Origin of the sequence: Pseudomonas sp. PDM31 (assembly GCF_019218965.1) — a bacterium.
Classification (GTDB): Bacteria; Pseudomonadota; Gammaproteobacteria; order Pseudomonadales; family Pseudomonadaceae; genus Aquipseudomonas.
Genome location: NZ_JAHUWS010000006.1, coordinates 259426 through 285542 on the forward strand (window position 1 = coordinate 259426; position 26117 = coordinate 285542).

The 26117-nt window shown below is 61.0% G+C and carries 22 protein-coding genes; 6 read left to right on the forward strand and 16 right to left on the reverse strand.

Going from position 1 to position 26117, the window contains the following annotated elements:
- Nucleotides 1-122 precede the first annotated feature (122 nt).
- The 6 genes from KW839_RS14335 to KW839_RS14360 all read left to right on the forward strand — a co-directional run bounded on the left by KW839_RS14335 (nt 123) and on the right by KW839_RS14360 (nt 7946).
- Entirely contained in the window at nt 123-1091 is a 969-nt protein-coding gene (locus tag KW839_RS14335) for a LysR family transcriptional regulator (protein WP_060539494.1), read from the forward strand.
- Nucleotides 1092-1274: 183 nt separating this feature from the next.
- Nucleotides 1275-2435, forward strand: coding sequence for an efflux RND transporter periplasmic adaptor subunit (locus tag KW839_RS14340; RefSeq protein WP_218424692.1), 1161 nt, complete (start codon nt 1275-1277; stop codon nt 2433-2435).
- Nucleotides 2432-5539, forward strand: coding sequence for a multidrug efflux RND transporter permease subunit (locus KW839_RS14345; RefSeq protein WP_218424693.1), 3108 nt, complete (start codon nt 2432-2434; stop codon nt 5537-5539). The genes KW839_RS14340 and KW839_RS14345 overlap by 4 nt, the downstream gene beginning before the upstream one ends.
- Before the next feature lie 8 nt (nt 5540-5547).
- Nucleotides 5548-6225 (forward strand): heavy metal response regulator transcription factor, encoded by a 678-nt coding sequence (locus tag KW839_RS14350; protein ID WP_060539491.1) that lies wholly within the window; start codon nt 5548-5550, stop codon nt 6223-6225.
- On the forward strand, nt 6215-7579 hold the full coding sequence (locus KW839_RS14355; RefSeq protein ID WP_060539490.1) for a heavy metal sensor histidine kinase: 1365 nt from the start codon (nt 6215-6217) through the stop codon (nt 7577-7579). The genes KW839_RS14350 and KW839_RS14355 overlap by 11 nt, the downstream gene beginning before the upstream one ends.
- Before the next feature lie 142 nt (nt 7580-7721).
- Complete coding sequence (locus KW839_RS14360) at nt 7722-7946, forward strand: hypothetical protein (RefSeq protein WP_060539489.1); 225 nt, start codon at nt 7722-7724, stop codon at nt 7944-7946.
- A 180-nt stretch (nt 7947-8126) separates the two neighbouring features.
- Here KW839_RS14360 and lpxC read toward each other — a convergent pair whose 3' ends face one another.
- The 16 genes from lpxC to mraZ all read right to left on the reverse strand — a co-directional run bounded on the left by lpxC (nt 8127) and on the right by mraZ (nt 25947).
- Nucleotides 8127-9038: a UDP-3-O-acyl-N-acetylglucosamine deacetylase gene (gene lpxC, locus KW839_RS14365; protein ID WP_027619572.1), complete on the reverse strand. Its 912-nt coding sequence runs from the start codon at nt 9036-9038 to the stop codon at nt 8127-8129.
- Between the two features lie 112 nt (nt 9039-9150).
- Nucleotides 9151-10344 carry a cell division protein FtsZ gene (ftsZ, locus tag KW839_RS14370; protein ID WP_060539488.1) on the reverse strand — a complete coding sequence of 398 codons (1194 nt, stop codon included), beginning with the start codon at nt 10342-10344 and terminating at the stop codon, nt 9151-9153.
- A 78-nt stretch (nt 10345-10422) separates the two neighbouring features.
- Entirely contained in the window at nt 10423-11682 is a 1260-nt protein-coding gene (gene ftsA, locus KW839_RS14375; RefSeq protein WP_007972611.1) for a cell division protein FtsA, read from the reverse strand.
- Between the two features lie 15 nt (nt 11683-11697).
- On the reverse strand, nt 11698-12567 hold the full coding sequence (locus tag KW839_RS14380) for a cell division protein FtsQ/DivIB (protein ID WP_060539487.1): 870 nt from the start codon (nt 12565-12567) through the stop codon (nt 11698-11700).
- Between the two features lie 4 nt (nt 12568-12571).
- On the reverse strand, nt 12572-13537 hold the full coding sequence (locus KW839_RS14385) for a D-alanine--D-alanine ligase (protein ID WP_060539486.1): 966 nt from the start codon (nt 13535-13537) through the stop codon (nt 12572-12574).
- Nucleotides 13534-14994 carry a UDP-N-acetylmuramate--L-alanine ligase gene (gene murC, locus KW839_RS14390; protein WP_060539485.1) on the reverse strand — a complete coding sequence of 487 codons (1461 nt, stop codon included), beginning with the start codon at nt 14992-14994 and terminating at the stop codon, nt 13534-13536. Before murC ends, KW839_RS14385 begins: the two co-directional genes overlap by 4 nt.
- A complete protein-coding gene (gene murG, locus KW839_RS14395) occupies nt 14987-16057 on the reverse strand; it encodes an undecaprenyldiphospho-muramoylpentapeptide beta-N-acetylglucosaminyltransferase (protein WP_060539484.1) in 1071 nt (356 codons plus the stop codon). The genes murC and murG overlap by 8 nt, the downstream gene beginning before the upstream one ends.
- Nucleotides 16047-17258 carry a putative lipid II flippase FtsW gene (gene ftsW / locus KW839_RS14400; protein WP_177336935.1) on the reverse strand — a complete coding sequence of 404 codons (1212 nt, stop codon included), beginning with the start codon at nt 17256-17258 and terminating at the stop codon, nt 16047-16049. Before ftsW ends, murG begins: the two co-directional genes overlap by 11 nt.
- Before the next feature lie 2 nt (nt 17259-17260).
- Entirely contained in the window at nt 17261-18607 is a 1347-nt protein-coding gene (gene murD, locus KW839_RS14405) for a UDP-N-acetylmuramoyl-L-alanine--D-glutamate ligase (RefSeq protein WP_218424694.1), read from the reverse strand.
- 6 nt (nt 18608-18613) lie between these two features.
- The gene (gene mraY, locus KW839_RS14410) at nt 18614-19696 is read right to left on the reverse strand and encodes a phospho-N-acetylmuramoyl-pentapeptide-transferase (RefSeq protein WP_008005012.1); all 1083 of its coding nucleotides are present in this window, start codon (nt 19694-19696) and stop codon (nt 18614-18616) included.
- Entirely contained in the window at nt 19696-21063 is a 1368-nt protein-coding gene (murF, locus tag KW839_RS14415) for a UDP-N-acetylmuramoyl-tripeptide--D-alanyl-D-alanine ligase (protein ID WP_060539481.1), read from the reverse strand. The genes mraY and murF overlap by 1 nt, the downstream gene beginning before the upstream one ends.
- Nucleotides 21056-22519 (reverse strand): UDP-N-acetylmuramoyl-L-alanyl-D-glutamate--2,6-diaminopimelate ligase, encoded by a 1464-nt coding sequence (locus tag KW839_RS14420; RefSeq protein WP_218424695.1) that lies wholly within the window; start codon nt 22517-22519, stop codon nt 21056-21058. Before KW839_RS14420 ends, murF begins: the two co-directional genes overlap by 8 nt.
- Nucleotides 22519-24258 (reverse strand): penicillin-binding protein 2, encoded by a 1740-nt coding sequence (locus KW839_RS14425; RefSeq protein WP_218424730.1) that lies wholly within the window; start codon nt 24256-24258, stop codon nt 22519-22521. The genes KW839_RS14420 and KW839_RS14425 overlap by 1 nt, the downstream gene beginning before the upstream one ends.
- On the reverse strand, nt 24258-24551 hold the full coding sequence (ftsL, locus tag KW839_RS14430) for a cell division protein FtsL (RefSeq protein WP_032834661.1): 294 nt from the start codon (nt 24549-24551) through the stop codon (nt 24258-24260). Before ftsL ends, KW839_RS14425 begins: the two co-directional genes overlap by 1 nt.
- Nucleotides 24548-25495, reverse strand: coding sequence for a 16S rRNA (cytosine(1402)-N(4))-methyltransferase RsmH (gene rsmH / locus KW839_RS14435; RefSeq protein WP_060539478.1), 948 nt, complete (start codon nt 25493-25495; stop codon nt 24548-24550). Before rsmH ends, ftsL begins: the two co-directional genes overlap by 4 nt.
- A complete protein-coding gene (mraZ, locus tag KW839_RS14440; protein WP_060539477.1) occupies nt 25492-25947 on the reverse strand; it encodes a division/cell wall cluster transcriptional repressor MraZ in 456 nt (151 codons plus the stop codon). Before mraZ ends, rsmH begins: the two co-directional genes overlap by 4 nt.
- Nucleotides 25948-26117 lie beyond the last annotated feature (170 nt).

Sequence of the window (26117 nt, forward strand, 5' to 3'; positions counted from 1 at the left end):
GAATGGCGATAAGCTGGGATTCCTGTGAATCTTTGTTACCGTTAGCGAGATAATCCCTTTGTAGGGGGTCACCCCCTCTGAAACTTCGTGTCACAATTTGCCATCGCATCCGAGAGCTCCCCATGGACACTTTGCAAAACATGCGCGCCTTCAGTTACGTGGCCGAGGCCGGTAGCTTTACCGCTGCCGCCGTGCAACTGGACACCACCACGGCTAACGTCTCGCGCGCGGTCTCCAACCTGGAAGCCCACCTGCAAACCCGCCTGCTCAACCGCACCACCCGGCGCATCGCTTTGACCGAAGCCGGCAAGCGCTACTTGCTGCGCTGCGAGCAGATCCTGGCCTATGTCGAAGAGGCCGAAGCCGAGGCCAGCGACGCCCACGCCCGCCCCGCCGGTCAGTTGAAGGTGCACACCATGACCGGCATCGGCCAGCACTTCGTGATCGACGCCATAGCCCGCTACCGCAAGACCCACCCGGACGTGACCTTCGACCTGACCCTGGCCAACCGCGTCCCGGACCTGCTCGACGAGGGCTACGACGTGTCCATCGTCCTTGCCAGCGAACTGCCGGACTCGGGCTTCGTGTCCCAGCGCCTGGGTATCACCTACAGTATCGTTTGCGCCTCACCGGCTTACGTCAAAGCCAATGGCTGCGCACACAAACCCAGTGACCTGCTCAACCATGCCTGCCTGCGTCTGGTAAGCCCGGTCCTCCCCCTGGAAAAATGGGCCTTCGACGGCCCTGACGGCCAGGAAATGGTCACCATCAACAGCTCGCCGTTCCTGGTGAACTCCGCCGATGCAATGAAAACCGCGATCACCAGCGGCATGGGCGTCGGTGTTTTGCCGTTGTATGCAGCGATCGACGGCTTGCGCAATGGCACGCTGGTGCGGGTCATGCCCAACTATCGTTCGCAGGAACTGAATCTGTATGCGATCTACCCGTCGCGGCAGTACCTGGATGCGAAGATCAAGACCTGGGTCGAGTACCTGCGTGGGTCTTTGCCGGAGTTGTTGGCGGCGCATCAGGCGGAGCTGGCGGCGTATGAATTGAGCGGGAGCATGGCCGGCGTCCGGGTAGCCAATTAAGGATGACCGCGCCCCTGTAGGAGCCGGCTTGTTGGCGATCTGCCTTAAGGCCTGCATCGCTTCTGAGACAGCCAAGGCAAACGAAACTGACAGCGCCGTCAGTTAGCAGTCACCCTGCTGACCGCCAGACAGGTTTATAAAGGAGGTATAAACCTGCCATCACTCCCCCGGCGCCCCACTCGCATGCGAATCCAGAAAACCCCCGCCCAGCTCGTCGCCCTTCTGATCGTCCTGGCAGCGCTGGGCCTGTGGTACGCCAGCAAGCCCGCCAAAACCAAACTCGCCACAACCAGCGCCATCCCCGTGCGCGTGATCAGCGTCGCCGAAAAAGACGTACCGCGCTATGTCAGTGGCATCGGCTCGGTGCTGTCCCTGCACAGCGTGGTGGTCCGTCCGCAAATCGATGGCATCCTCACCAAAGTACTGGTCAAGGAAGGTCAGCTGGTGAAAAAAGGCGATCTGTTGGCGACCATCGATGACCGTTCAATTCGCGCCAGCCTCGACCTCGCACGGGCGCAATTGGGTGAAAGCCAGGCACAACTGCAAGTCGCCCTGGTCAACCTCAAGCGCTACAAACTGCTGAGTGTCGACGACGGCGTTTCCAAGCAGACCTACGACCAGCAGCAAGCGCTGGTCAACCAGCTCAAAGCCACCGCCCAAGGCAACCAGGCCTCGATCGATTCCGCCGAGGTGCAACTGTCCTACACGCAGATTCGCTCACCGGTCAGCGGTCGCGTCGGTATTCGCACAGTGGACGAAGGCAACTTCCTGCGCATGAGCGACGCCCAAGGTCTGTTCACCGTGACCCAGATCGACCCGATTGCCGTGGAGTTTTCCCTGCCGCAACAGATGCTGCCGACCCTGCAGGGTCTGATCAACGATCCTAAACACGCTCGGGTGAAGGCTTACATCGGTGCCGACACCGACGGCGAAACCGGCAACCTGCTCGGCGAAGGCCACCTGACCCTGATCGACAATCAGATCAACGCCAACACCGGCACCATCCGCGCCAAGGCCGAGTTCGATAACGCCGCGCAGAAACTCTGGCCGGGCCTGCTGGTGACGGTAAAGATTCAGACAGCGCTGGATAAGGATGCCCTGGTGGTGCCACCCAACGTCGTACAACGGGGTCTGGATCAACACTTCGTGTACCGGCTCAAGGGCGACAAAGTCGAAACCGTTCCCGTGCAGATGGTCTATCAGGACAGCCGGCTAAACATCATCAAGGGCGTGCAGGCCGGTGACAGCCTGGTCAGCGACGGGCAGTCGCGGCTCAAACCCGGTTCAGTCGTCCAGGTGCTGACGGATCCGCCGCAGGTGGTGCAATCGGAGTCGACTCCATGAAGGGCTCCATCTCGGCCTGGTGCATCGATCACCCGGTGGCGACTATCCTGCTGACCTTTGCCTTGGTGCTGCTGGGCGCGATTGCCTTCCCTCGCTTGCCGATCGCACCGCTGCCGGAAGCGGAGTTCCCGACCATTCAGGTGGCGGCGCAATTGCCCGGTGCCAGCCCGGAAACCATGGCTTCGTCGGTGGCCACGCCCCTGGAAGTGCAGTTCAGCGCTATCCCCGGCGTTACCCAGATGACATCGAGCAGCGCGCTGGGCTCGACCAACCTGACCCTGCAATTCACCCTCGATAAAAGCATCGACACCGCCGCCCAGGAAGTTCAGGCGGCCATCAACACCGCCGCCGGCAAGCTGCCCAAGGACATGCCGAACCTGCCGACCTGGCGCAAGGTCAATCCGGCCGACAGCCCGGTGCTGATCCTCAGTGTCAACTCCAACCTGATGCCCGGCCCGGAACTCAGCGACCTCACCGAAACCCTGCTGTCCCGGCAGATAAGCCAGATCGACGGAGTGGGCCAGGTCTCGATTACCGGTCAGCAACGCCCGGCGATCCGCGTCCAGGTGTCCGCCGACAAACTGGCTGCCATTGGCCTGACCCTGGCGGACGTGCGCCTGGCGATCCAGCAAACCAGCCTTAATCTGGCCAAGGGTGCGCTGCACGGCGAATCGAGCATTTCAACGCTGTCCACCAATGATCAGTTATTCCACCCCGAGGAATACAGCGAGCTGATCGTTTCCTACAAGGATGGCGCCCCGGTTCACCTCAGGGATGTCGCCAAAGTCGTCAACGGTTCGGAAGACGCCTACGTCCAGGCCTGGGCGGGCTCGCTACCGGGGGTCAACCTGGTGATTTTCCGCCAACCCGGTGCCAACATTGTCGAGACCGTGGACCGCATCCAGGCGGCGCTGCCAGGCCTGGAAGCCATGCTGCCGGCTTCGGTGCAGGTCAAGGTACTGATCGACCGTACCCAGACCATCCGTGCCTCCCTGCATGAAGTGGAAATTACCCTGCTGATCGCGGTCATGCTGGTGGTGGCGGTCATGGCGCTGTTCCTGCGCCAGCTATCGGCGACCCTGATCGTCTCGGCGGTGCTCGGTGTGTCGCTGATCGCCACCTTTGCCCTGATGTATGTCATGGGCTTCAGCCTGAACAACCTGACCCTGGTCGCGATCGTGGTGGCCGTTGGGTTTGTGGTCGACGATGCGATAGTGGTGGTGGAGAACATTCACCGCCATCTCGAGGCCGGTGACGGTATGCGCGAAGCGGCGATCAAGGGTGCTGGCGAGATCGGCTTTACCGTAGTCTCGATCAGTTTCTCGCTGGTGGCGGCGTTCATTCCGCTGCTATTCATGGGAGGCGTGGTCGGGCGACTGTTCAAGGAGTTCGCCCTGACCGCCACGTCGACCATCATGATCTCGGTGGTGGTGTCCCTGACCCTGGCGCCAACCCTGGCTGCGCTGTTCATGCGCGCTCCGGTTCATCACGCCCATAGCAAGCCGGGCTTCGGTGAGCGTCTGCTGGCGTGGTACGAAAAGGGCCTGCACCGCGCCCTCGCCCATCAGAAATTCATGATCGGCGTCTTCGGCCTGTCGCTCGCCCTGGCCATCGGCGGATACATTTTCATCCCCAAAGGTTTCTTCCCGATTCAGGACACCGGCTTCGTCCTCGGTACCACTGAAGCGGCAGCAGATATTTCCTACGGCGACATGGTGAAAAAGCACCTGGCTATGGCCGAAATCGTCGCCGCAGACCCGGCTGTTCAGGCGTTTTCCCACTCGGTCGGCGTTTCCGGCAGCAACCAGACCATCGCCAACGGCCGCTTCTGGATCGCCCTGAAAAAACGCGGCGACCGCGACGTTTCCGCCAGCGAATTCATCGACCGGATTCGCCCGCAACTGATGAAAGTCCCTGGCATCGTGCTGTATCTGCGTGCCGGACAAGACATCAACCTCAGCTCCGGCCCAAGCCGTGCCCAATACCAATACGTGCTCAAGAGCAACGACGGCGCGACCCTCAGCACCTGGACCCAGCGCCTGACCGAAAAACTGCGCGGCAACCCGGCCTTCCGCGATATTTCCAACGACCTGCAACTGGGCGGCAGCATCACTCATATCAGCATCGACCGGAGCGCGGCGGCACGCTTCGGCCTGACCGCCAGCGATGTCGACGAAGCGCTGTACGATGCCTTCGGTCAGCGGCAGATCAATGAATTCCAGACCCAGATCAACCAGTACAACGTGATCCTGGAACTGGACACCAAACAACGCGGCAAGGCCGAAAGCCTCAACTATTTCTACCTGCGCTCGCCCCTGAGCGGAGAAATGGTGCCGCTGTCGGCCCTGGCCAAATTCGATGCGCCGACCAGCGGCCCGCTGTCCATCGCCCATGACGGCATGTTCCCCGCCGCCAACCTGTCGTTCAACCTGGCGCCCGGTGTGGCCCTGGGCGACGCGGTGATCATGCTCAACCAGGCCAAAGCCGACATCGGTATGCCCGCCGCCATCAGCGGTAACTTCCAGGGCGCGGCCCAGGCCTTCCAGAGTTCGCTGGCCAGCCAGCCGTGGCTGATTCTCGCGGCACTGGTGGCGGTGTACATCATTCTCGGCGTGCTCTACGAGAGCTTCGTGCATCCGCTGACGATCATCTCGACCTTGCCCTCGGCGGGCCTGGGTGCGGTGATCATGCTGTGGATATGTGGCCAGGATTTTTCGATCATGGCCCTGATTGGCCTGGTGCTGCTGATCGGCATCGTCAAGAAGAACGGCATCCTGATGATCGACTTCGCCCTCGAAGCACAACGCAATGGCGGCCTGTCGCCGGAAGAAGCGATCTTCAAGGCCTGTATCACAAGGTTCCGGCCGATCATCATGACCACCCTCGCCGCCCTGCTCGGCGCCCTGCCACTGATGCTCGGCTACGGCACTGGCGCCGAGTTGCGCCAACCCCTGGGGATCGCGGTGGTCGGCGGCCTGCTGGTGAGCCAGGCACTGACGCTGTTCACCACGCCGGTCATATACTTATGGCTTGAGCGGCTGTTCCATCGGCACTCTCTCCCACCGGCGGCCGCACCCCAGCCGTCGCTGGCGACCACAGACTGAGGCGGGTCATGCGCGTTCTGATTATCGAAGACGAGGAAAAAACCGCGGATTATCTGCACCGCGGCCTGACGGAACAGGGTTACACCGTGGACCTGGCCCGGGATGGGGTCGAGGGGCTGCACCTGGCGCTGGAAAGCGACTACGCGGTGATCGTCCTAGACGTGATGCTGCCGGGCCTCGACGGCTTCGGCGTGCTGCGTGCCCTGCGGGCGCGCAAGCAAACCCCGGTGATCATGCTCACCGCCCGCGAGCGCGTTGAAGACCGCATCAAGGGCCTGCGCGATGGTGCCGACGACTACCTGGGCAAACCCTTTTCCTTCCTTGAACTGGTGGCCCGCCTGCAGGCGCTGACCCGGCGCAGCGGCGGCCATGAACCGGTGCAAGTGAGCATCGCCGACCTGTGGATAGATTTGATCAGCCGCAAGGCCACCCGTGCCGGCACACGTCTGGAGCTGACCGCCAAGGAGTTCTCGCTGCTCAGCGTGCTGGCCCGTCGCCAGGGGGAAATCCTCTCGAAAACCGCCATTGCCGAAATGGTCTGGGACATCAATTTCGACAGTGACGCCAACGTCGTCGAAGTCGCGATCAAACGCTTGCGGGCCAAGCTCGACGGGCCGTTCGAGGAGAAACTGCTACACACCATTCGCGGCATGGGTTATGTGCTGGAGAGCCGTGGTGTCCAGTAACAGCATTGCCTTGCGCCTGAGCGGAATGTTCACGCTGGTGGCGCTGCTGGTGTTCCTGTTGATCGGCTGGGCCTTGTACCAGCAGGTCGATAAAGGCCTGGGCCTGCTGCCCGAAGCAGAGCTGGACGCGCGTTACAGCGTGCTCGAATCCACGGTGGGCCGTTATGGAACGCCGGAGCATTGGGTAAAGATCAACAACAAGCTCAAGCTATTGGGTGAAGAAGACAAGCGCATCAGTTTCTGGATCACCAGCGGCGATCCCCAGTATGAGTACGGCAACCCGACAGCGCAGATCCGCGCCTTCGCCGAAGGGCCGCTGGGCATGCGCGACATGCAGTTGCCGAACCGTCCCTATCCGCTGAAAGTGCTGGTCAGCCAATTCCCCGCCAAAGATCAGCGCCCGCCGCTGCGCTTCATGATCGCCATCGACACCGAAACCTTTTTGGAAACCCAGCACCATCTGCTGATTGCCTTGATCAGCCTGGCGATTGTCGGCGTGCTGCTGGCTTCGGCACTGGGTTACTGGGTGGCGCGGATCGGGCTCAAGCCGTTGATCAAATTGTCTCAGGAAGCCCAGCGCCTGGCCCCTCCCCTGCGTGCCGGACGCTTGCGCCTGTCGCCGCTGCCGCCGGAGCTCAATCAGTTCGTCAGCTCGTTCAACTCGACGCTGGAACGGGTCGAACAGGCCTACTCGCGCCTTGAGTCGTTCAATGCCGATGTCGCCCACGAACTGCGCTCACCACTGACCAACCTGATCGGCCAGACTCAGGTCGCGCTGACCCGTGGCCGTTCCGCGGAGCATTACTTCGAAGTGCTGCAATCGAACCTGGAAGAACTTGAACGCCTGCGCTCGATCATCAATGACATGCTGTTCCTCGCCAGCGCCGATCAGGGCAGCAAGGCGACCAAACTGACCTCTACATCCCTGGCCGATGAAGTGGCCACCACCCTGGAGTACCTGGATTTCATCCTCGAAGATGCCCAGGTTCAGGTACAGGTGAGTGGCGATGCGCAGGTACGGATCGAAATCGCCCACCTGCGTCGCGCCTTGATCAATCTGTTGAACAACGCGGTGCAACACACCGCCCCCGGGCAGGTGATCCAGGTGCGGATCGCGATTGAAGAGCACCAGGTCAGCATTGGCGTGGCCAACCCCGGCTCGCCGATCGCCGGCGAACATCTGCCACGACTGTTCGAGCGCTTTTACCGGGTCGATGCTTCACGCAGCAACAGCGGTCACAACCATGGACTGGGACTGGCGATCGTCAAGGCGATTGCTTTGATGCATGGCGGGGATGTGTTTGTGCACAGTGACCATGGGATGAATACGTTCGGCATTCATCTTCCCGTTTAACCCTTTCCTTTGTGTGCGAGCCCAAGCTCACTATTGCCCCTGCTGCAACAGTCCTTTCATGAATCCGCTCTTTTTCCCTGCGCCCGACATCCTTATCTTTGCCCGGACCAAACAGCACCTGCCAGGCAGGAAGGTTTTAAAGATGTCCAACAGTATGGGTATTGCCAGCGCTTTCGTTTTGTCCTCTCTGTTCCTGTCGCCATTGGCGATGGCGGAAGAATCGCAGACTTTCGTGGCGCACAACGCCTCGCGAGCGGCAGCGTTCGAAGAGCACCAGATTGAAATGACGGCCAAGGCACCCGACGCCACCCGGGCGCCGCAAGCATCCAGCCTCCAGGCCCAGCCTATGGGCGAAAAAGACAGCTGATTAAACCTGTCCACTCCAGTTTCCCCCGACACTTTTCATCGGCTCTTCCCGTTGCAAAAGTTGTCTCCAAGCCGCTGCCATCAGCGGCTTTTTTTGTTGTGGAGCTTTCCGATCAGAAATATCAGGACATAAAAAAAGGCCACCCGAAGGCAGCCTTTAAAAACTAGAGAGGTTTTTTACTTACACGGCCGCAACCGGACGCATGTAAGAGATCGGTGCAGTGCTGGCGTCTTCAAAGGTCACGACTTCCCAGGCATCTGTCTGCTCAATCAACTTGCGCAGCAGCTGGTTGTTCAGTGCGTGGCCGGACTTGAAGCCCTTGAACTCACCAATCAGGCTATTGCCCAGCAGGTAGAGGTCACCAATTGCATCAAGGATCTTGTGCTTCACGAATTCGTCTTCATAGCGAAGGCCGTCTTCGTTCAGTACACCATCCGCGTCGACCACAATAGCGTTTTCCACGCTGCCGCCGAGTGCGAGGTTGTGCTTGCGCAGGTACTCGATATCACTCATGAAACCAAAGGTACGGGCGCGGCTGACTTCTTTTACGAACGAAGTGCTGGAAAAATCCACGCTTGCACTTTGTGTGCGGTCACGGAAAACCGGGTGATCGAAATCGATCTCGAAGCTCACCTTGAAACCTTCGAAAGGGACGAAAGTGGCGCGCTTGTCGCCGTCTTCCACTGTCACTTCCCGCAGGATGCGGATGAACTTCTTGGCGGCGTCCTGTTCTTCCAGGCCGGCCGACTGAATCAGAAATACGAAGGGTCCAGCGCTACCATCCATGATCGGGACTTCGGACGCGGAGAGCTCGACGTAGGCGTTATCGATGCCCAGGCCAGCCATGGCCGAGAGCAAGTGCTCCACCGTATCCACCTTCACGTCACCGTTGACCAGCGTCGTCGACATGGTTGTCTCGCCGACGTTAGCCGCTCGAGCCGGGATCTCGACCACCGGATCGAGGTCCGCACGGCGAAAGACGATGCCGGTGTCGATCGGCGCAGGCTTGAGGGTCAGGTATACCTTCTCCCCGGAGTGCAGACCTACACCGGTGGCACGGATAATATTTTTCAGTGTGCGTTGTTTAATCATGGCTTGGGCCGCTTCAGCGCAAATTGCGAACTGGTATCAACAAAGGCTGGCGATGATATCAGACCGCGCCTTTGCTGAACACCAATCACCTTCATAGCCCTGATACATTTCATCAATCGGCCTGGCGACGCAGGAATGCCGGGATGTCCAGATAATCCAGATCATCTTGCGGATTCATCTTCGCGGCAGCCGCAGCACCGGCCTGAGCCTGGTTGCGCATGACGGTCGGACGGTCCAGATCACGGTAGTTCACCGCTGGAGCTTCCTGACGAACAGGGGCCTGTTGTTGTGGCTGTGCAGCCATCGATGTATGGACGGTGTTGTCGATGACCTTCACAGGCTTCTCGATTTTAGCGCCCAGACCGGTTGCTACAACAGTCACGTGCAGCTCGTCGCGCATGTCCGGATCGATAACGGTACCGACCTTGACCATCGCGTGCTCGGAAGCAAACGCCTCGATAATGCTACCCACGTCGGAGTACTCACCCAGGGACAGGTCTGGACCTGCGGTGATGTTCACCAGGATGCCGCGTGCACCTTGCAGGTTCACGTCTTCGAGCAACGGGTTGCGGATGGCCGCTTCAGTGGCTTCACGTGCACGGTTCGGACCGCTGGCGCAGCCAGTGCCCATCATCGCCATGCCCATTTCGCTCATCACGGTACGTACGTCGGCAAAGTCGACGTTGATCATGCCCGGACGCTTGATGATGTCGGAGATACCGCGAACGGCACCGGCCAGTACATCGTCAGCCTTGGCGAAAGCCGACAGCAGGCTGGCGTCTTTACCGAGGATGGTCAGCAGCTTCTCGTTGGGGATTGTGATCAACGAGTCGACGCTTTCGGACAGCAGGCGGATGCCTTCGTCAGCCAGCTGCATGCGCTTGCGGCCTTCGAACGGGAACGGACGGGTCACCACCGCAACGGTGAGGATCCCCATTTCCTTGGCCACTTCAGCGATGATCGGCGCAGCACCGGTACCGGTACCACCGCCCATGCCAGTGGTGATGAACACCATGTTGGTGCCCTGCAGGACTTCGGCAATGCGCTCACGGTCTTCGAGAGCGGCCTGACGACCTACTTCAGGGTTGGCACCAGCGCCCAGACCTTTGGTCACGCCGGTACCCAGTTGCAGGATGGTCCGCGCGCTGATGCTCTTGAGCGCCTGGGCATCAGTGTTGGCGCAGATGAACTCAACGCCTTCAATGTTGCTTTTGACCATATGATTCACGGCGTTACCGCCGCCACCGCCAACACCGATGACTTTAATGACCGGGCTTGCGGGGATGTTGTCTACGAGTTCGAACATTTTCCCTCTCCTTTACGTTCTCTAGTTTTTTCGCCTACTGCTTTTTGCTGCTTTTACTGCTTGTCGCTTGAAACTGTATTAAAAATTGCCTTGAACCCATTTCTTCAGCCGGTCGAGCAACGGAGCCTGCGGCTCTTCGTTGCTGTAGCTGTCGCGACTGCCGATGCCCGAGAACGAGATGCCGTCGGACTGCTTCTGCAGGCCGTACATCAACAGGCCGACACCGGTGGAGTAGATCGGGTTGCGCACCACGTCATCCAGGCCCTTGACGCCATGGGGCACGCCCAGGCGGACCGGCATGTGGAAGATTTCCTCGGCCAGCTCGGTGGCGCCTTCCATCTTCGCGGTACCGCCGGTCAGCACGATGCCGGCCGGGATCAGGTCTTCGTAGCCACTGCGACGCAGCTCGGCCTGGATCAGCGTGAACAACTCGTCGTAACGCGGCTCGACCACTTCGGCCAAGGCCTGGCGGGACAGCTCGCGCGGTGGACGGTCGCCAACGCTTGGCACCTTGATGGTTTCGCCGGCGCCAGCCAGTTTGGCCAGGGCGCAGGCATAGCGAATCTTGATTTCTTCGGCGTACTGGGTCGGCGTGCGCAGCGCCATGGCGATGTCGTTGGTCACCTGGTCGCCGGCAATCGGGATCACTGCGGTGTGACGGATCGCGCCTTCGGTGAAGATCGCGATGTCAGTAGTGCCACCACCGATGTCCACCAGGCAAACACCGAGCTCTTTCTCGTCATCGGTCAGGACCGAATACGCGGAAGCAAGCTGTTCGAGAATGATGTCGTCGATTTCCAGACCGCAGCGGCGCACGCACTTTTCAATGTTCTGGGCGGCGTTGACGGCGCAGGTAACCACGTGAACCTTGGCTTCCAGACGCACGCCGGACATGCCCAAGGGCTCACGGACGCCTTCCTGGTTGTCGATCACGTAATCCTGCGGCAGGGTGTGCAGCACACGCTGGTCGGCCGGAATCGCCACGGCCTGGGCAGCGTCGAGTACACGCTCAAGGTCAGCCGAGCTGACTTCGCGATCACGAATTGCCACGATGCCGTGGGAATTCAGGCTGCGGATGTGATTGCCGGCGACGCCGACAAATGCCGAGTGAATGCGGCAACCGGCCATCAGCTGCGCCTCTTCGATGGCGCGCTGGATCGATTGCACGGTGGACTCGATGTTAACCACCACGCCTTTTTTCAGGCCACGGGACGGATGGGTGCCGATCCCGACGATTTCCAGCGTGCCGTCGTCCGCAACTTCGCCTACCAGCGCCACCACCTTGGATGTGCCGATATCGAGACCGACGATCATTTTGCCGCTTTGCACGTTTGCCATGGGTCCTGCCTCTTCTTAATTCTTCGCGACAGCGGGTTGGGCTGCCGTGGGCGCTACAGGTTCCCGCCAGCCAACAGCAAGGCCGTTGGCATAGCGCAGATCGATGCGCGCAATGTTCGTAATCTGTTCTTTAAGCGTCTTGTCGTAGATGGCAATGAAGCGGCGCATCTTTTCCACCAGCTTGCCGCGTCCCAGCAGCAGTTCGATCCCCGGGCCGGCACTGCCGGGGCCGGTGGTCAGGAACCAGCTGCCGCGTTCACGCAACTCCAGGCGTGCAATCGAGAAACCCAGTGGCCTGAGCATCTGGCTCAGCACCTGATACTGCTGCATCACTTGCTGTTGAGCCCGCTGTGGACCGAACAACTGCGGCAAGTGTTCATAATTGGCCAACTCGCGCGGGGTGAACGCCTGTCCCTGGTTGTTCAACAGCGACTCGTCACCCCAACGGGCTACCGGCAGCTGTTCTTCCAGGCGGATCACCACTTGATCCGGCCACACCCGCCGCACTTCGGCGTGGGCAATCCATGGCATCTGTTCCAGCTCGGTGCGCATGCTTGCCAGGTCGATGGTGAAGAAGCTCGACGCCACGAACGGGGCGATCCGCTGCTGTACCGCTTGCTGGCTGATGTAACTCAGGTCGCCTTGCACGTTAATCTTCGTGATCGGCCGATCGGCATACGGCAGCAACCGTTGCGCGCCTTCGTAAGTACCGAACCCCAGCGCCACCAGCAGCACCGGCCAGAACAACGCTTTGAGAAAACCGAAATTGGCTTTGGGCAGGCGCGCGGACATCGGCTCTTTGGCCACCATTCGGCTGGCACCCCGCGGTACCGGCTTGCGGCCGGTCGGTGCGGTAGGCTGATGACGTAGCTGTGCGCCTTGCATGGTCTTAACCTCGCGGCTCTTGCTTGCCGAAGCTCTCGGCCAGAATGGCCAGAACCAGTTGCTGGAAATCCAGACCGGCGGCACGGGCCGCCATCGGCACCAGGCTGTGATCGGTCATGCCCGGTGCGGTGTTGACTTCCAGGAACCAGAACTGCCCGTCGGCGTCCTGCATCACGTCTGCCCTGCCCCAACCGGCGATACCCAGCGCCTCGCAGGCTTTCGCCGTGAGGTCCATGAGTTCCTTTTCCTTGGCGCTGTCCAGCCCGCACGGAATGCGGTACTGGGTATCGTTGGCGATGTACTTGGCGTCGTAATCGTAGAAAGTGTGCGGCGTACCCAGGGCAATCGGTGGCAACACCTGGTCACGCAGGGTGGCGATGGTGAACTCCGGACCATGGATCCATTGCTCGACCAACACTTGCGAATCGTAGGTACTGGCCGCTTTCCAGGCGTCGATCAATTCCGACGTGGAAGTCACTTTGGCCATACCGATACTTGAACCTTCATGGGCCGGTTTGACGATCAAAGGGAAGCCCAGTTCCGTCGCTGCCGAAATACAATCGGCCTCGCTGCTCAGTACCGAGTGACGTGGCGTTGGAATGCCCAGGCTGTGCCAGACCTGCTTGGTACGCAGTTTGTCCATGGCCAAGGCGGAAGCGAGGATGCCGCTGCCGGTGTACGGAATGCCCAGGCATTCGAGCAGGCCTTGCATGCTGCCATCTTCACCGCCACGACCGTGGAGGATGATGAAGGCGCGGTCGATCTTTTCGTTCAGCAGACGCTGCAGCAGGTCATCGCCGACATCGAGGCCGAACGCATCCACGCCGGCGCTTTGCAGCGCCGAGAGCACAGCGTTACCCGACTTCAGCGACACTTCACGTTCGGCGCTCTTGCCGCCGAACAGCACGGCTACACGGCCGAAATCTTTCGGCGCGATGGTGGAGAACAGGTTGGTGTAGGCAGCAGTCATTTCAACTTCCCCTCGACCGACGCCGCCACGGCGCCGGCGAACAACTCACTTTTCAACAATTTCGGTGCAAGACCGCCGATATCACCCGCGCCCTGGCACAGCAGGATGTCGCCGGCACGCAGCAACGGCTTGACCAGCGGTGCAAGGTCGACCCCACGCTCGATATAGATCGGATCAAGCTGGCCGCGCTGACGGATGCTGTTACACAGCTTGCGGCTGTCGGCCCCCGGGATCGGCTCTTCGCCGGCCGGATAGACTTCCATCAGCAGCAACACATTGGCGTCGGCCAGTACATTGACGAAATCGTCGTACAGGTCACGAGTGCGGCTGTAACGATGCGGCTGGTAAACCATCACCAGACGGCGCTCCGGCCAGCCACCGCGTACGGCCTTGATCACTGCCGCGACTTCGGTCGGGTGGTGGCCGTAGTCGTCGACCAGCATCACGTTGCCGCCCTCGACCGGCAGTTCGCCATAGACCTGGAAGCGTCGACCGACACCCTGGAATCCCGACAGCCCCTGAACAATGGCTTCATCGCTGACGCCTTCGTCAGTGGCGATGCAGATGGTGGCCAGGGCATTGAGTACGTTGTGGTTGCCCGGCATGTTCACCGAGACATCCAGCGGCTCGCGCTCAGGGCGCAGGACGGTAAAGAATGTCTGCATGCCTTGCTGGCGAACGTTGATGGCGCGTACGTCGCAGTCTTCGCCGAAGCCATAGGTGACCGCCGGGCGTTTGACCTGCGGCAGGATCTCGCGAACCACCGGATCATCCAGGCACACCACGGCCAGACCATAGAACGGCAGGTTGTGGAGGAACTCGACGAAGGTTTTCTTCAGTTTGTTGAAGTCACCGTCGTAGGTCGCCATGTGATCGGCGTCGATGTTGGTGACCACGGCCACCAGCGGCTGCAAGTGCAGGAAACTGGCGTCGCTTTCGTCGGCTTCGGCGATCAGGTAACGGCTGGTACCGAGCTGGGCATTGGTGCCCGCAGCGTTCAGGCGGCCACCGATGACGAAGGTCGGGTCCAGGCCGCCGGCGGCGAACACCGAAGCGATCAGGCTGGTGGTGGTGGTTTTGCCGTGGGTACCGGCGACGGCGATGCCGTGGCGATAGCGCATCAGCTCAGCCAGCATTTCGGCGCGCGGCACCACCGGGATGCGGCGTTCCAGCGCGGTAGCGACTTCCGGGTTGGACGTGTTCACGGCACTCGACACCACCAGCACGTCGGCGGTGGCGGCATTCTCGGCACGGTGGCCGATGAAAATCTGCGCGCCGAAGGATTCCAGGCGTTCGGTGACCGGCGAAGCCTTCAGGTCGGAACCGGACACTTCATAGCCCAGGTTCAACAGCACTTCGGCAATCCCGCACATGCCCACGCCGCCGATACCGACGAAGTGGATGCGACGGATACGGCGCATTTCCGGTTGTGGCATGGCTTTCTGATTCTCAACCATGGACCACCTCCAGACAGGTATCGACCACGTTACGGGTGGCATCGGGTTTGGCCAGGCGGCGTGCCGCAGTGGCCATATCGTTGAGACGTTGTGGTTGCATCAGGACCTCTGTCAGGCGAGCGGCAAGATCCGCTGCGCCAGTCGTTCTTTGTGGCATCAGGAAGGCAGCGCCTTCACGGGCCAAATAATCGGCATTGCGGGTCTGGTGATCGTCGATCGCATGGGGCAAGGGCACCAGCATCGAGGGCAGACCGGCGGCAGCCAGTTCGCTGATGGTCAGCGCGCCTGCGCGGCACACCACCAGGTCGGCCCAGCCATAGGCTTGGGCCATGTCTTTGATGAAAGGCTGCACCTGCGCCTCGACGCCAGCCGCGCGATAGCGCTCTGCAGTCACTTCATCGTGGTTTTTGCCGGCCTGATGGAACACTTCCGGGCGCAGGTCGACGGCGACTTGCGACAGGGCTTCAGGCAGCAACTTGTTCAACGGCTCTGCGCCCAGACTTCCGCCCAGGATCAGTAAACGCGCCTTGCGACCGGCCAAGGCTGGTCGCGGTGTTTCGAGGAACAGCTCGGTGCGCACCGGGTTACCGGTGGTCCGACGGCTGTTCGACAGGGTAAAGGTGTCGGGGAACGCTTCACAGACTCGGGCGGCCAACGGCACCAGCAACCGATTGGCGGTACCGGCGACGGCGTTCTGCTCGTGAACAATCACCGGCACGCCGGCCAGTTTGGCGGCAACACCACCAGGACCGGTCACATAACCACCAAAGCCGACCACGCACACCGGCCGTAGCCGACGAATGATCGCCCGCGCCTGCCAGATCGACTTGAGCAACATGAACGGTGCCTTGAGCAGGGACAGCTTGCCCTTGCCACGCAGGCCGCTGGCGTTGATCCGGTGCAGTTCGATACCGGCCGCCGGGACCAGATCGTTCTCGATTCCACGTGGTGTGCCTAGCCAGTGCACGGTGTAGCCGCGCGCCTGAAATTCCCGGGCGCAAGCCAGCGCCGGGAATACGTGACCACCGGTGCCGCCGGCCATGATCATGACGTTAGCGCCCATGGTTCGGCTCCTCGGCGAAGTCACTCTCATGGAACTCCATCTCTTCGCTGCCCAGATGAGTCCGACTCTCCCATTCGATGCGCAGCAACAAGCCGAGACAGGCACAGCAGACCACCAGCGAACTACCGCCATAGCTCAGGAACGGCAGTGTCAGGCCTTTGGTCGGCAGCAAGCCGACGTTCACTCCGATGTTGATCAGGAACTGGCCAATCCACAGGAACGACAAACCGTAGGCGACATAGGCGGCGAAGAACTGCTTGGCCTTCTCGGCCCACAAGCCGATGTACATGCCGCGAATGCAGACGAAAACGAACAGCGCGACCGTGCACAAAGAACCCACGGCCCCCAGTTCTTCGGCCAGGACCGAGAACACGAAGTCAGTGTGGGCTTCGGGCAGGTAAAACTGTTTCTGCACGCTGTTGCCCAGGCCAACGCCCAGCCATTCGCCGCGACCAAAAGCGATCAATGCTTGCGACAGCTGATAGCCGGCACCGAACTGGTCGGCCCACGGGTCGGCAAAGTTGGTCAGGCGCGCCATTCGATACGGTTGCATCTGGATCAACAACACCACCGCGCCTACTGCCAGCACAACCATCAGGGAAAAACGGAACAGCCCGACCCCGCCGAGGAACAGCATCGCCGCCGCCGCCCCCATCATCACCACGGTGGCACCGAAGTCCGGCTCCATCAGCAACAGCCCTGCCATCGGCAGCAAGACGATGAACGGCTTGAAGAAGCCCATCCAGCTTTCCCGCACTTCTTTCTGGCGACGCACCAGATAGCCAGCGAGGTAGATCACCACGAACACCTTGGCGATCTCGGAAGGCTGAACGTTGAAGAAACTGAAGCCGATCCAGCGCATCGAACCGTTCACTTCACGACCGATTCCCGGGATGATCACCATCACCAGCAAGCCGAATGCCCCCAGCAACATCATCCAGCCCAGGCGCTGCCAGGTGGCGATAGGGATCATCATGGTGACGATGCAGGCGCCAAGACCGAGCACGACATAAATAAGGTGGCGAATCATGTAGTAGAGCGCGCTGCCGGACTGCACCGCCGCCACTTCGGTCGATGCCGAGGCGATCATGATCAGCCCCAGGCCGAGCAAGGTCAGGCAGCCGGCGAGCATCGGGAAGTCGAGGTCGATGCCCCGCCCGGTGATGAGCGGCGACGGATAGGGCTTGATGATGCTCAGCAGGCTCATGCCAGATCCTCCACGGCGCGGACGAACTGGTGACCACGGTCTTCGTAGTTCTTGAACATGTCGAAACTGGCGCAGGCCGGTGACAGCAGCACCACATCACCCGGTTGCGCGGCAGCGCGGCATTGCTCCACGGCGTCGACCAGCGAAGCGGTGCAGATCAGCGGTACGGCGTCGCCAATGGCTCCACCGATCTTGTCGGAGTCGCGGCCCATCAGGATCACGGCGCGGCAGTTGGCCGCCACCGGATCACGCAGGTCATTGAACTCAGCGCCCTTGCCGTCGCCACCGGCGATCAGCACGATCTTGCCGTCGATGTCCGCGCCCAGGCCTTCGATGGCTGCAAGAGCGGCACCGACGTTGGTCGCTTTGGAGTCGTTGTAATAGCCAACGCCATCCAGATCACGCACCCACTGGCAGCGATGTTCGAGGCCGGCGAAGTTGCGCAGGGCCGCGAGCATGGCGTCGAACGGCAAGCCGACTGCGTGCCCGAGCGCCAACGCTGCCAGGGCGTTGGACTGGTTGTGCGCGCCACGAATTTTCAGATCGCGCACCGGCATCAGGTTCTGGAATTCGAAGGCCAGGTACTTTTCGCCACCTTCTTCGCGCAGGCCAAAGGCCTTGAAATCCGGTTTACCCAGGCCGAAGGTCCAGCACGGCTGGCCCTCGCCTATCAATGGGCGACTGAGCGCATCCTGACGGTTGACCACAAACTGCTTCGCACCACGGAAAATCCGGTGCTTGGCCAGGTGATAGGCCGGCAGGCCGCTGTAGCGGTCCATGTGGTCTTCGCTGATGTTGAGTACGGTCGCCACTTCGGCGTTGAGTTGATCGGTGGTTTCCAGCTGGAAACTCGACAACTCCATCACGTACAGCTCGACGTCATCATCCAGCAGGTCCAACGCCGGTGTGCCGAGGTTGCCGCCGACGGCGACGCGTTTGCCGGCCGCAGCCGCCATTTCGCCGACCAGGGTGGTCACGGTGCTTTTCGCGTTGGAGCCGCTGATGGCCACGATCGGCGCCTTCGCGTTACGCGCGAACAGCTCGATGTCGCCGGACAGTTTCACGCCACGGGCAGCAGCAGCCTGCAGGGCCGGGGTCGCCAGCGCCAGGCCGGGGCTGACGTAGAGCTCGTCGGCGCGGCACAGGAATTCGACATCCAGCTCGCCACAACGCACTTCCACGTGCGGATAGTCACGCTTGAGCGTGGCCAGTTCCGGTGGATTTTCCCGCGTATCGGCCACAGCAAACGCCACGCCCCGGTTCGCCAGGAAGCGAACCAGGGACATGCCGCTCTTGCCGAGGCCGACAACGATGCGGAAGTGGTCAGAAGCGATCAGAGACACGAGTTTCTACCTCAGCTTCAGGGTGGCAAGGCCGACCAGTACGAGAATCACGGTAATGATCCAGAAACGGACGATCACGCGCGGCTCGGGCCAGCCCTTGAGTTCAAAGTGGTGGTGAATCGGCGCCATGCGGAATACACGGCGACCGGTCAGCTTAAAGGAGGCAACCTGAATGACGACTGACAGGGTTTCCATCACGAACACGCCGCCCATGATGAACAGGACGATTTCCTGACGGACGATCACTGCGATGGTGCCCAGGGCTGCGCCGAGCGCCAGTGCGCCGACGTCACCCATGAAAACCTGTGCCGGATAGGTGTTGAACCAGAGGAAACCCAGGCCGGCACCGATCAGCGCGCCACAGAACACGATCAGCTCACCCGCGCCCGGTACGTAAGGAATCAGCAGGTATTCGGCGAACTTCACGTTACCCGACAGGTAGCAGAAGATCCCCAGGCCACCGCCAACCATCACGGTCGGCATGATTGCCAGGCCATCGAGGCCGTCGGTCAGGTTGACTGCGTTGCTCGAACCGACGATCACGAAATAAGTCAGGACGATGAAGCCTGCGCCCAGAGGAATGCTGTAGTCCTTGAGCATCGGCAGGATCAGGGTGGTTTCCACCGGCGTGGCAGCAGTCATATAAAGGAAGATCGCCGCACCCAGGCCAAACACCGACTGCCAGAAATACTTCCAGCGACTCGGCAGGCCACGGGAGTTTTTCTCGATCACTTTGCGATAGTCGTCAACCCAGCCGATGGCGCCGAACAGCAAGGTCACCAGCAGCACGACCCAGACGTAACGGTTGGTCAGGTCGGCCCAGAGCAAGGTGCTGACACCGATGGACGACAGAATCAGCGCGCCGCCCATGGTCGGCGTACCCGACTTGGACAGGTGCGACTGCGGGCCATCGTTGCGAACCGATTGACCAATCTGACGGTTCTGCAGAGTGCGGATCATCCACGGGCCATAGCACAGCGACAAAACCAGCGCGGTCAGCACACCGAGAATCCCGCGCAGGGTCAGGTACTGGAAGACCGCGAAGCCTTTGTAGAACTGTTGCAGATACTCCGCTAGCAGCAGCAGCATTAATGTTTCTCCGGACTGGACCCGCACAAAGCGGCAACGATGTTTTCCATCGCAGCGCTGCGCGAACCCTTGATCAAAATGGTGGTGTTTGTGTCTTGTTCGGCGCCCAGGGCCTTGATCAACTCGGCCTGGGTGCTGAAGTGAAAGGCTTGTGGACCGAAAGCGTTCACGGCGTGAGCCATCATTGGCCCAACGGCATAGAGCGCATCAACCTTGCCACGGGCGTATTCGCCCACGTCACGGTGGCCCTGCTCCGCCCAGTCGCCCAACTCGCCGATATCTCCGAGCACCAGAACGGTGCGGCCGGAAAAGCCGGCCAGTATATCAACGGCTGCGCACATGGAGGTGGGGTTTGCGTTGTAAGTATCATCGATGACGCGCATGCCATTGCTGGCCAGTTGCGCAACGGTACGCCCCTTGACCGGCTGCACCGCACCAAGACCGGCGGCAATGCCGGACAGCGACACGCCCAGGGCGTGCGCGGCAGCGGCGGCGGCCATGGCATTGGCGACGTTATGGGTACCGAGCAGGTTCAGTTGAACGCGCTCCACGCCTTCAGGGCTGTGCAGATTGAAGGCCGGGCAACCCCGGACGTCATGGTCCAGGTCGCTGGCGTAGAAATCGGCGCTGAGGTTGCTCAGCGCAAACGTCAGCACTTTGCGACCGGCGGCACGGGTCTTCCAGATGCCGAACGCCTTGTCATCGAGATTGAGAACGGCAACGCCATCAGCGCCCAGCCCTTCGATAATCTCGCCTTTGGCCTCGACGATCTTGTCCGGCCCGCCGAACTCACCCACGTGGGCGGTCCCGGCATTGTTGAGGATCGCCACATGCGGCTTGGTCATGCCGACGGTGTAGGCAATTTCACCCAGGCGTGAAGCACCGAGTTCGATCACGGCGGCGGTGTGTTCCGGCGCCAGTTCGAGCAGGGTCAACGGCACGCCGAGGTCGTTGTTCAGGTTGCCGCGGGTCGCCAGCACTGGGCCACGGGTACGCAGGATGCTCGCGAGCATCTCCTTGACCGTGGTCTTGCCGCTGGAACCGGTGACGGCCGCAACTGGCTGGGTGTAGGCCGCGCGATTCAGCGCGCCCAACTGGCCCAAGGCCTGGCGGGTATCGCTCACCAGCAATTGCGGCAGCGCACTGTTCGCGACTTCACGCTCGACCAGCGCCGCCACGGCGCCTTTGGCTGCGACTTCATTCAGATAGTCATGGCCGTCGAAACGCGGACCACTCAAGGCAATAAACAGCTGACCGGGCTGGATCGCGCGGCTGTCGATGCTGACGCCGTCGAAAACGGCATCGGCGGACAGCAGACGAGCATTCAGCGCCCCGGTCAGTTCGCTCAGCTTCAAGGCCTTAAGCATGGGCCACCTCCCACGCGGTCAAGGCATGATCGGCCTCGACCAGATCGGAGAAGGCATGGCGCTCACCGTTGATTTCCTGATAGTCCTCATGACCTTTACCGGCCAGGACAATCACGTCATCCGCCGAAGCGCCGGCGATAAGCTGGGCAATGGCCTGGCCGCGTCCAGCAACGAAGGTCACTTTATCCGCAGCGGTGAAACCGGCGCGGATGTCGTCGAAAATCACTGCAGGGTCTTCAGTGCGCGGATTGTCATCGGTAACCAGCACGCCATCGGCCAGACGCTCGACCACCTCAGCCATCAATGGGCGCTTGCCGCGATCGCGATCACCGCCGCAGCCGAACAGGCACAGCAAACGGCCCTTGGCGTGGGGACGCAGGGCCAGCAATACTTTTTCCAGCGCATCCGGGGTGTGGGCGTAGTCGACCACCACCAAAGGTTGCGAACCGCCACCCAGACGCTGCATGCGACCGGCCGGGCCTTCGAGTTTCGGCAGCACCTTGAGGATTTCGTCCAGCGCGTAATCCAGGCCCAGCAAGGCACCGACAGCCGCCAGTACGTTGCTCAGGTTGAAGCGACCGAGCAAGGTACTGCGCAGGTGGTGTTCGCCTTGCGGCGTAACCAGTGTGGCGCGCACACCTTCATCGTCGAACTGCGCTTCACGGCAATACAGGTAGGCGCCGGAGTCTTCCAGGCTGTAGGTAATCAGACGCGACTCGCGCTTGTCGGCGGCCAACTGCCGACCGAAATCATCATCGAGGTTGACCACCCGGCATTTCAGATCATTCCAGGCAAACAGCTTGGCCTTGGCTTCGCCGTAGGCCTGCATGGTGCCGTGGTAGTCCAGATGGTCACGGGACAGGTTGGTCATCACCGCCACATCGAACGCCAATGCCGTCACACGGCCCTGGTCCAGACCATGGGAAGAAACCTCCATCGCCACAGCCTTGGCACCGGCCTTTTTCAGATCACCCAACGTCGCCTGCACGGCAATCGGGTTCGGCGTGGTATGCAGGCCGCTTTCCAGCGCACCGTAGAAACCGCAGCCGAGGGTACCAACCAGACCACAATGCTGGCCGAGCAGGTCAAGTGCCTGGGCCACCAGTTGGGTCACGCTGGTTTTACCGTTGGTGCCGGTCACGCCGACCATATTCAGATGATGACTTGGCTCGCCATAAAAACGCCCGGCGATGTCCGACAGTTGCGCGGCCAGGCCTTTGACCGGGATCAGCGGTATATCAGTGATCGGTAATACCGTGGCGCCTTCAACTTCATAGGCCACGGCTGCGGCACCACGCTGCAAGGCGTCGTCAATGTGCGCGCGCCCATCGAATTTGCCCCCCGGTACGGCGAGGAACAGATCACCCGCACGCACCTTGCGGCTGTCGAGCGCGAGCTCGCGAATGAGCAGATCGTGGCCGGCATGAGGGAATATCTTGTTCAGGCTCAGAGACATCAGCCGCGCCCTCCATTGGCTTTCAGCGGAACGACCGGTGTTGCGTTCGCTTGTTGAGTAGGTGGCAGGTTGTCCGGGGTAACGTTCATCAGGCGCAAGGTGCCCGACATCACCCGACTGAACACCGGCGCGGATACCAGGCCGCCGTAGTAACCGGCCTTGCTCGGCTCATCGATCACGACCACGATGGCGTAACGCGGATCGCTCATCGGGCCGAAACCGGCAAATAGCGAGCGGTAGGAATTCACGGCGTAGCCTTTGGTGCCGACCGAGGTCTTGCGCGCAGTACCCGACTTGCCGCCCACGTGATACGCCGGCACCTGCGCGCGGAACACACCGCGCGGGGCTTCGATCACTTGTTGCAGCATGGTTTGCATGGTTTTCGCGACCGCTTCAGGCAGTACCTGGGTGGTTTGCGGCGCCTTGTCGGTCTTGATCAGGGTCAGTGGCGCGAGGCGACCGTTGTTGGCCAGGGCCGAGAAGGCGTGGACCAACTGGATGGCAGTCACGGAAACACCGTAGCCATATGACAACGTCGCGGTCTCGGCCTTGCGCCATTCGCGGTAGTTCGGCAGGTTGCCGACACGCTCACCCGGGAAACCGAGGCCGGTGTCCTGGCCGAGGCCGATTTTCTGTGCGAGACGGTAAATCGTCTCGCCACCGATATCGAACGCGATCTTGCTCATGCCGACGTTACTGGAGTTGATCAGGATGCCCGTCAGGTCGAGCACCGGGCCTTCGGTCTTGGATACGTCCTTGATGGTGTACTTGCCAATCTGCAAGGAGCCCGGATACACCTCGACAGTGTCGGTCGGTTTCCAGCGACCGCTTTCAATCGCGGCGCTCATGGAGATCGCCTTCATGGTCGAACCCGGTTCGAATACGTCGATCATTGCGCGGTTACGCATCATCGCCGGTTGCAGGTTGCGACGGTTGTTCGGGTTGAAGGTCGGCTGGTTGACCATGGCGAGAATCTCGCCGGTCTTGACGTCCATGATCACCAGGCTGCCGGCCTTGGCACCGTTCTCGATGATCGCGTTGCGCAGTTCGCGGTTGGCCAGGTATTGCAGGCGCAGGTCAATGGACAACGCCAAGGGCTTGCCGGCCTTGGCGTTTTTGGTGACCTGGACATCCTTGATCAGCCGGCCACGCCGGTCCTTGATCACCTGACGCTTGCCGGGGACGCCGGCCAGCCATTCGTCATAGGCCAGTTCGATACCTTCGCGCCCGTGATCGTCGATATCGGTAAAACCGACCATATGGGCGGTGACCTCACCGGCCGGGTAAAAACGCCGGAATTCTTCAATGCCGTAGACACCTGGCACTTTCAGATCGAGCACGGCCTGCCCCTGCTCAGGCGTCAGCCCACGCACCAGATAGATGAATTCCTTGTTCGCCTGGGCTTCGAGGCGCTCGGTCAGGGCTTTCGGGTCTTGGCCCAGCGCAGCGGCCAGCGCCGGCCACTTGCCTTTCTCCAGCTGCATTTCCTTGGCATTGGCCCACAGCGTGGTGACCGGGGTACTGACGGCCAGGGGCTCACCGTTGCGGTCGGTGATCAGACCACGGTGCGCCGGAATCGGAATATGACGAAGGCTGCGCGCATCGCCCTGGCCCTTGAGGAAGTCACGGTCGACCACCTGCAGGTCGATGATGCGCCAGGCAATCGCCACCACCATGATGCCGAGCAAGCCCAACACCACGCGGAACCGCCAGGGAAAGAGTGCCCCTTCGAGTTTCATCATGGCGCCACCATCTGCACTTCGGCGGCGCCCGGAATGCGCATTTTCAGTTGTTCGGTGGCCAACACTTCAATACGGCTGTGGGCCGTCCAGGTGCTCTGTTCAAGAATCAGCCGGCCCCACTCGGCCTGCGCCTTGTCCCGTACGCTCAATTCGCCGTACAGCGTATTGAGCAGTTGGCGATTCCAGTGTGCGCTGTAAGACACGCCGATCGCCGACACGAGCACGCCGACAAACAACAGCAGCATGAAAAAGCTTCCGCCGGGCAGTGGCTTGGCGAAAAGCTTGCTCACCGCAGTTTCTCCGCCACACGCATGACAGCGCTACGGGAACGTGGGTTGGCTTTGAGTTCGGCGTCGGAGGCCGTCTGCGCTTTGCCATGGACTTTGACTTTCGGTTCGAAAGCTACATGCCGAACCGGCAGGTTGCGCGGCAGGTTGTCGGCTTCGCCTTTCACCAGCTTGCGCATGAACAGTTTGACGATGCGGTCTTCCAGCGAATGGAAGCTGATGACGACCAGGCGGCCACCGACTTCCAGGCATTCCAGCGCGGCTTCGAGGCCGGCTTCCAGATCGCCCAGCTCGTTGTTGACGTGAATGCGCAACCCCTGGAATGCGCGGGTTGCCGGGTTCTTGCCCTTTTCCCACGCCGGGTTGGCAACCTTCAAAACTTCGGCGAGATCGGCCGTTCGCTCGAACGGCTTGATGTCGCGACGCTCGGCCACGGCACGGGCCATGCGACCGGAGAACCGCTCTTCGCCGTATTCCTTGAACACCCGGGCGATTTCTTCCACCGGTGCGGTGTTGACGAATTCGGCGGCGCTGATCCCGCGGGACGGGTCCATGCGCATGTCCAGCGGGCCATCGTTGAGGAAACTGAAACCGCGCTCCGGGTCGTCGAGCTGCGGCGAAGACACACCCAGGTCAAGCAGGACACCGCTGACCTTGCCGTTCATGCCGCGCTCGGCGACTTCCGCACCGAGTTCGGCAAAGCTGCGCTGCACAACGACAAAGCGGCCGTCTTCGGCCGCTAGCGTCTGCCCGGTGGCAATCGCTTGTGGATCCTTGTCGAATCCGAGCAACCGACCATCGGGGCCAAGCTGACTCAGGATCAGCCGGCTGTGTCCGCCACGTCCGAACGTGCCGTCCAGATAGCAGCCATCAGGGCGTACAGCGAGAGCCTCGACGGCTTCGTCAAGCAGTACGGTGATGTGGTTAAAGCCGCTATCAATAGTCACAGGATCAAATCACGCAGTTCATCAGGCATCGCGCCCGGTTGTTGAATGGCAGCCAGGTCATCGGCAGAAACCGCATCCCAGGCATCCTCGTCCCATAACTGGAACTTGTTCAGTTGCCCCACCAACATCACGCGCTTATCCAACTTGGCATATTCACGAAGACGCGGTGGAACCAGAAAACGACCGCTGCCATCGAGTTCGAGGTCGACGGCATTACCGATCAATAAACGTTGCAGGCGGCGGTTCTCTTCGCGAAGCGAAGGCAGTGCGCGCAGTTTGGTTTCAATGATTTCCCACTCATCGAGCGGGTAAACGCACAGACATTGATCAACGGCATCAATGGTGACGATCAGCTGACCGGAACTACGCGAAACGAGCTCGTCACGGTACCGGCTCGGCATGGCGAGACGGCCCTTTGCATCGAGACTGATAGCGTTGGCTCCGCGAAACACGTCAGCGTTTCTCCAAATTCTAGCGTTTTGAGTTCAAAAAACCCACTTCATGCCACTTTCCGCCACTTGCGCACACTATAGGAATGCGCCCACCACACCGTCAAGGCGCGCGGTAAAGGAAAACCCTTACAGAACTGAGATTTAGGAGCATAAAAGGAGGGGTAACGAGA

Excerpts from the sequence above, each read along its gene's own strand:
- mraY (WP_008005012.1), bottom strand. The coding sequence starts at position 19,696 with ATGCTGCTGCTGCTAGCGGAGTATCTGCAACAGTTCTACAAAGGCTTC.
- KW839_RS14350 (WP_060539491.1), top strand. The coding sequence starts at position 5,548 with ATGCGCGTTCTGATTATCGAAGACGAGGAAAAAACCGCGGATTATCTG.
- KW839_RS14335 (WP_060539494.1), top strand. The coding sequence starts at position 123 with ATGGACACTTTGCAAAACATGCGCGCCTTCAGTTACGTGGCCGAGGCC.
- KW839_RS14345 (WP_218424693.1), top strand. The coding sequence starts at position 2,432 with ATGAAGGGCTCCATCTCGGCCTGGTGCATCGATCACCCGGTGGCGACT.
- ftsZ (WP_060539488.1), bottom strand. The coding sequence starts at position 10,344 with ATGTTCGAACTCGTAGACAACATCCCCGCAAGCCCGGTCATTAAAGTC.
- ftsA (WP_007972611.1), bottom strand. The coding sequence starts at position 11,682 with ATGGCAAACGTGCAAAGCGGCAAAATGATCGTCGGTCTCGATATCGGC.
- lpxC (WP_027619572.1), bottom strand. The coding sequence starts at position 9,038 with ATGATTAAACAACGCACACTGAAAAATATTATCCGTGCCACCGGTGTA.
- murC (WP_060539485.1), bottom strand. The coding sequence starts at position 14,994 with ATGGTTGAGAATCAGAAAGCCATGCCACAACCGGAAATGCGCCGTATC.
- KW839_RS14380 (WP_060539487.1), bottom strand. The coding sequence starts at position 12,567 with ATGCAAGGCGCACAGCTACGTCATCAGCCTACCGCACCGACCGGCCGC.
- KW839_RS14360 (WP_060539489.1), top strand. The coding sequence starts at position 7,722 with ATGTCCAACAGTATGGGTATTGCCAGCGCTTTCGTTTTGTCCTCTCTG.
- KW839_RS14425 (WP_218424730.1), bottom strand. The coding sequence starts at position 24,258 with ATGAAACTCGAAGGGGCACTCTTTCCCTGGCGGTTCCGCGTGGTGTTG.
- murG (WP_060539484.1), bottom strand. The coding sequence starts at position 16,057 with ATGGGCGCTAACGTCATGATCATGGCCGGCGGCACCGGTGGTCACGTA.
- KW839_RS14420 (WP_218424695.1), bottom strand. The coding sequence starts at position 22,519 with ATGTCTCTGAGCCTGAACAAGATATTCCCTCATGCCGGCCACGATCTG.
- KW839_RS14385 (WP_060539486.1), bottom strand. The coding sequence starts at position 13,537 with ATGACTGCTGCCTACACCAACCTGTTCTCCACCATCGCGCCGAAAGAT.
- KW839_RS14340 (WP_218424692.1), top strand. The coding sequence starts at position 1,275 with ATGCGAATCCAGAAAACCCCCGCCCAGCTCGTCGCCCTTCTGATCGTC.
- murF (WP_060539481.1), bottom strand. The coding sequence starts at position 21,063 with ATGCTTAAGGCCTTGAAGCTGAGCGAACTGACCGGGGCGCTGAATGCT.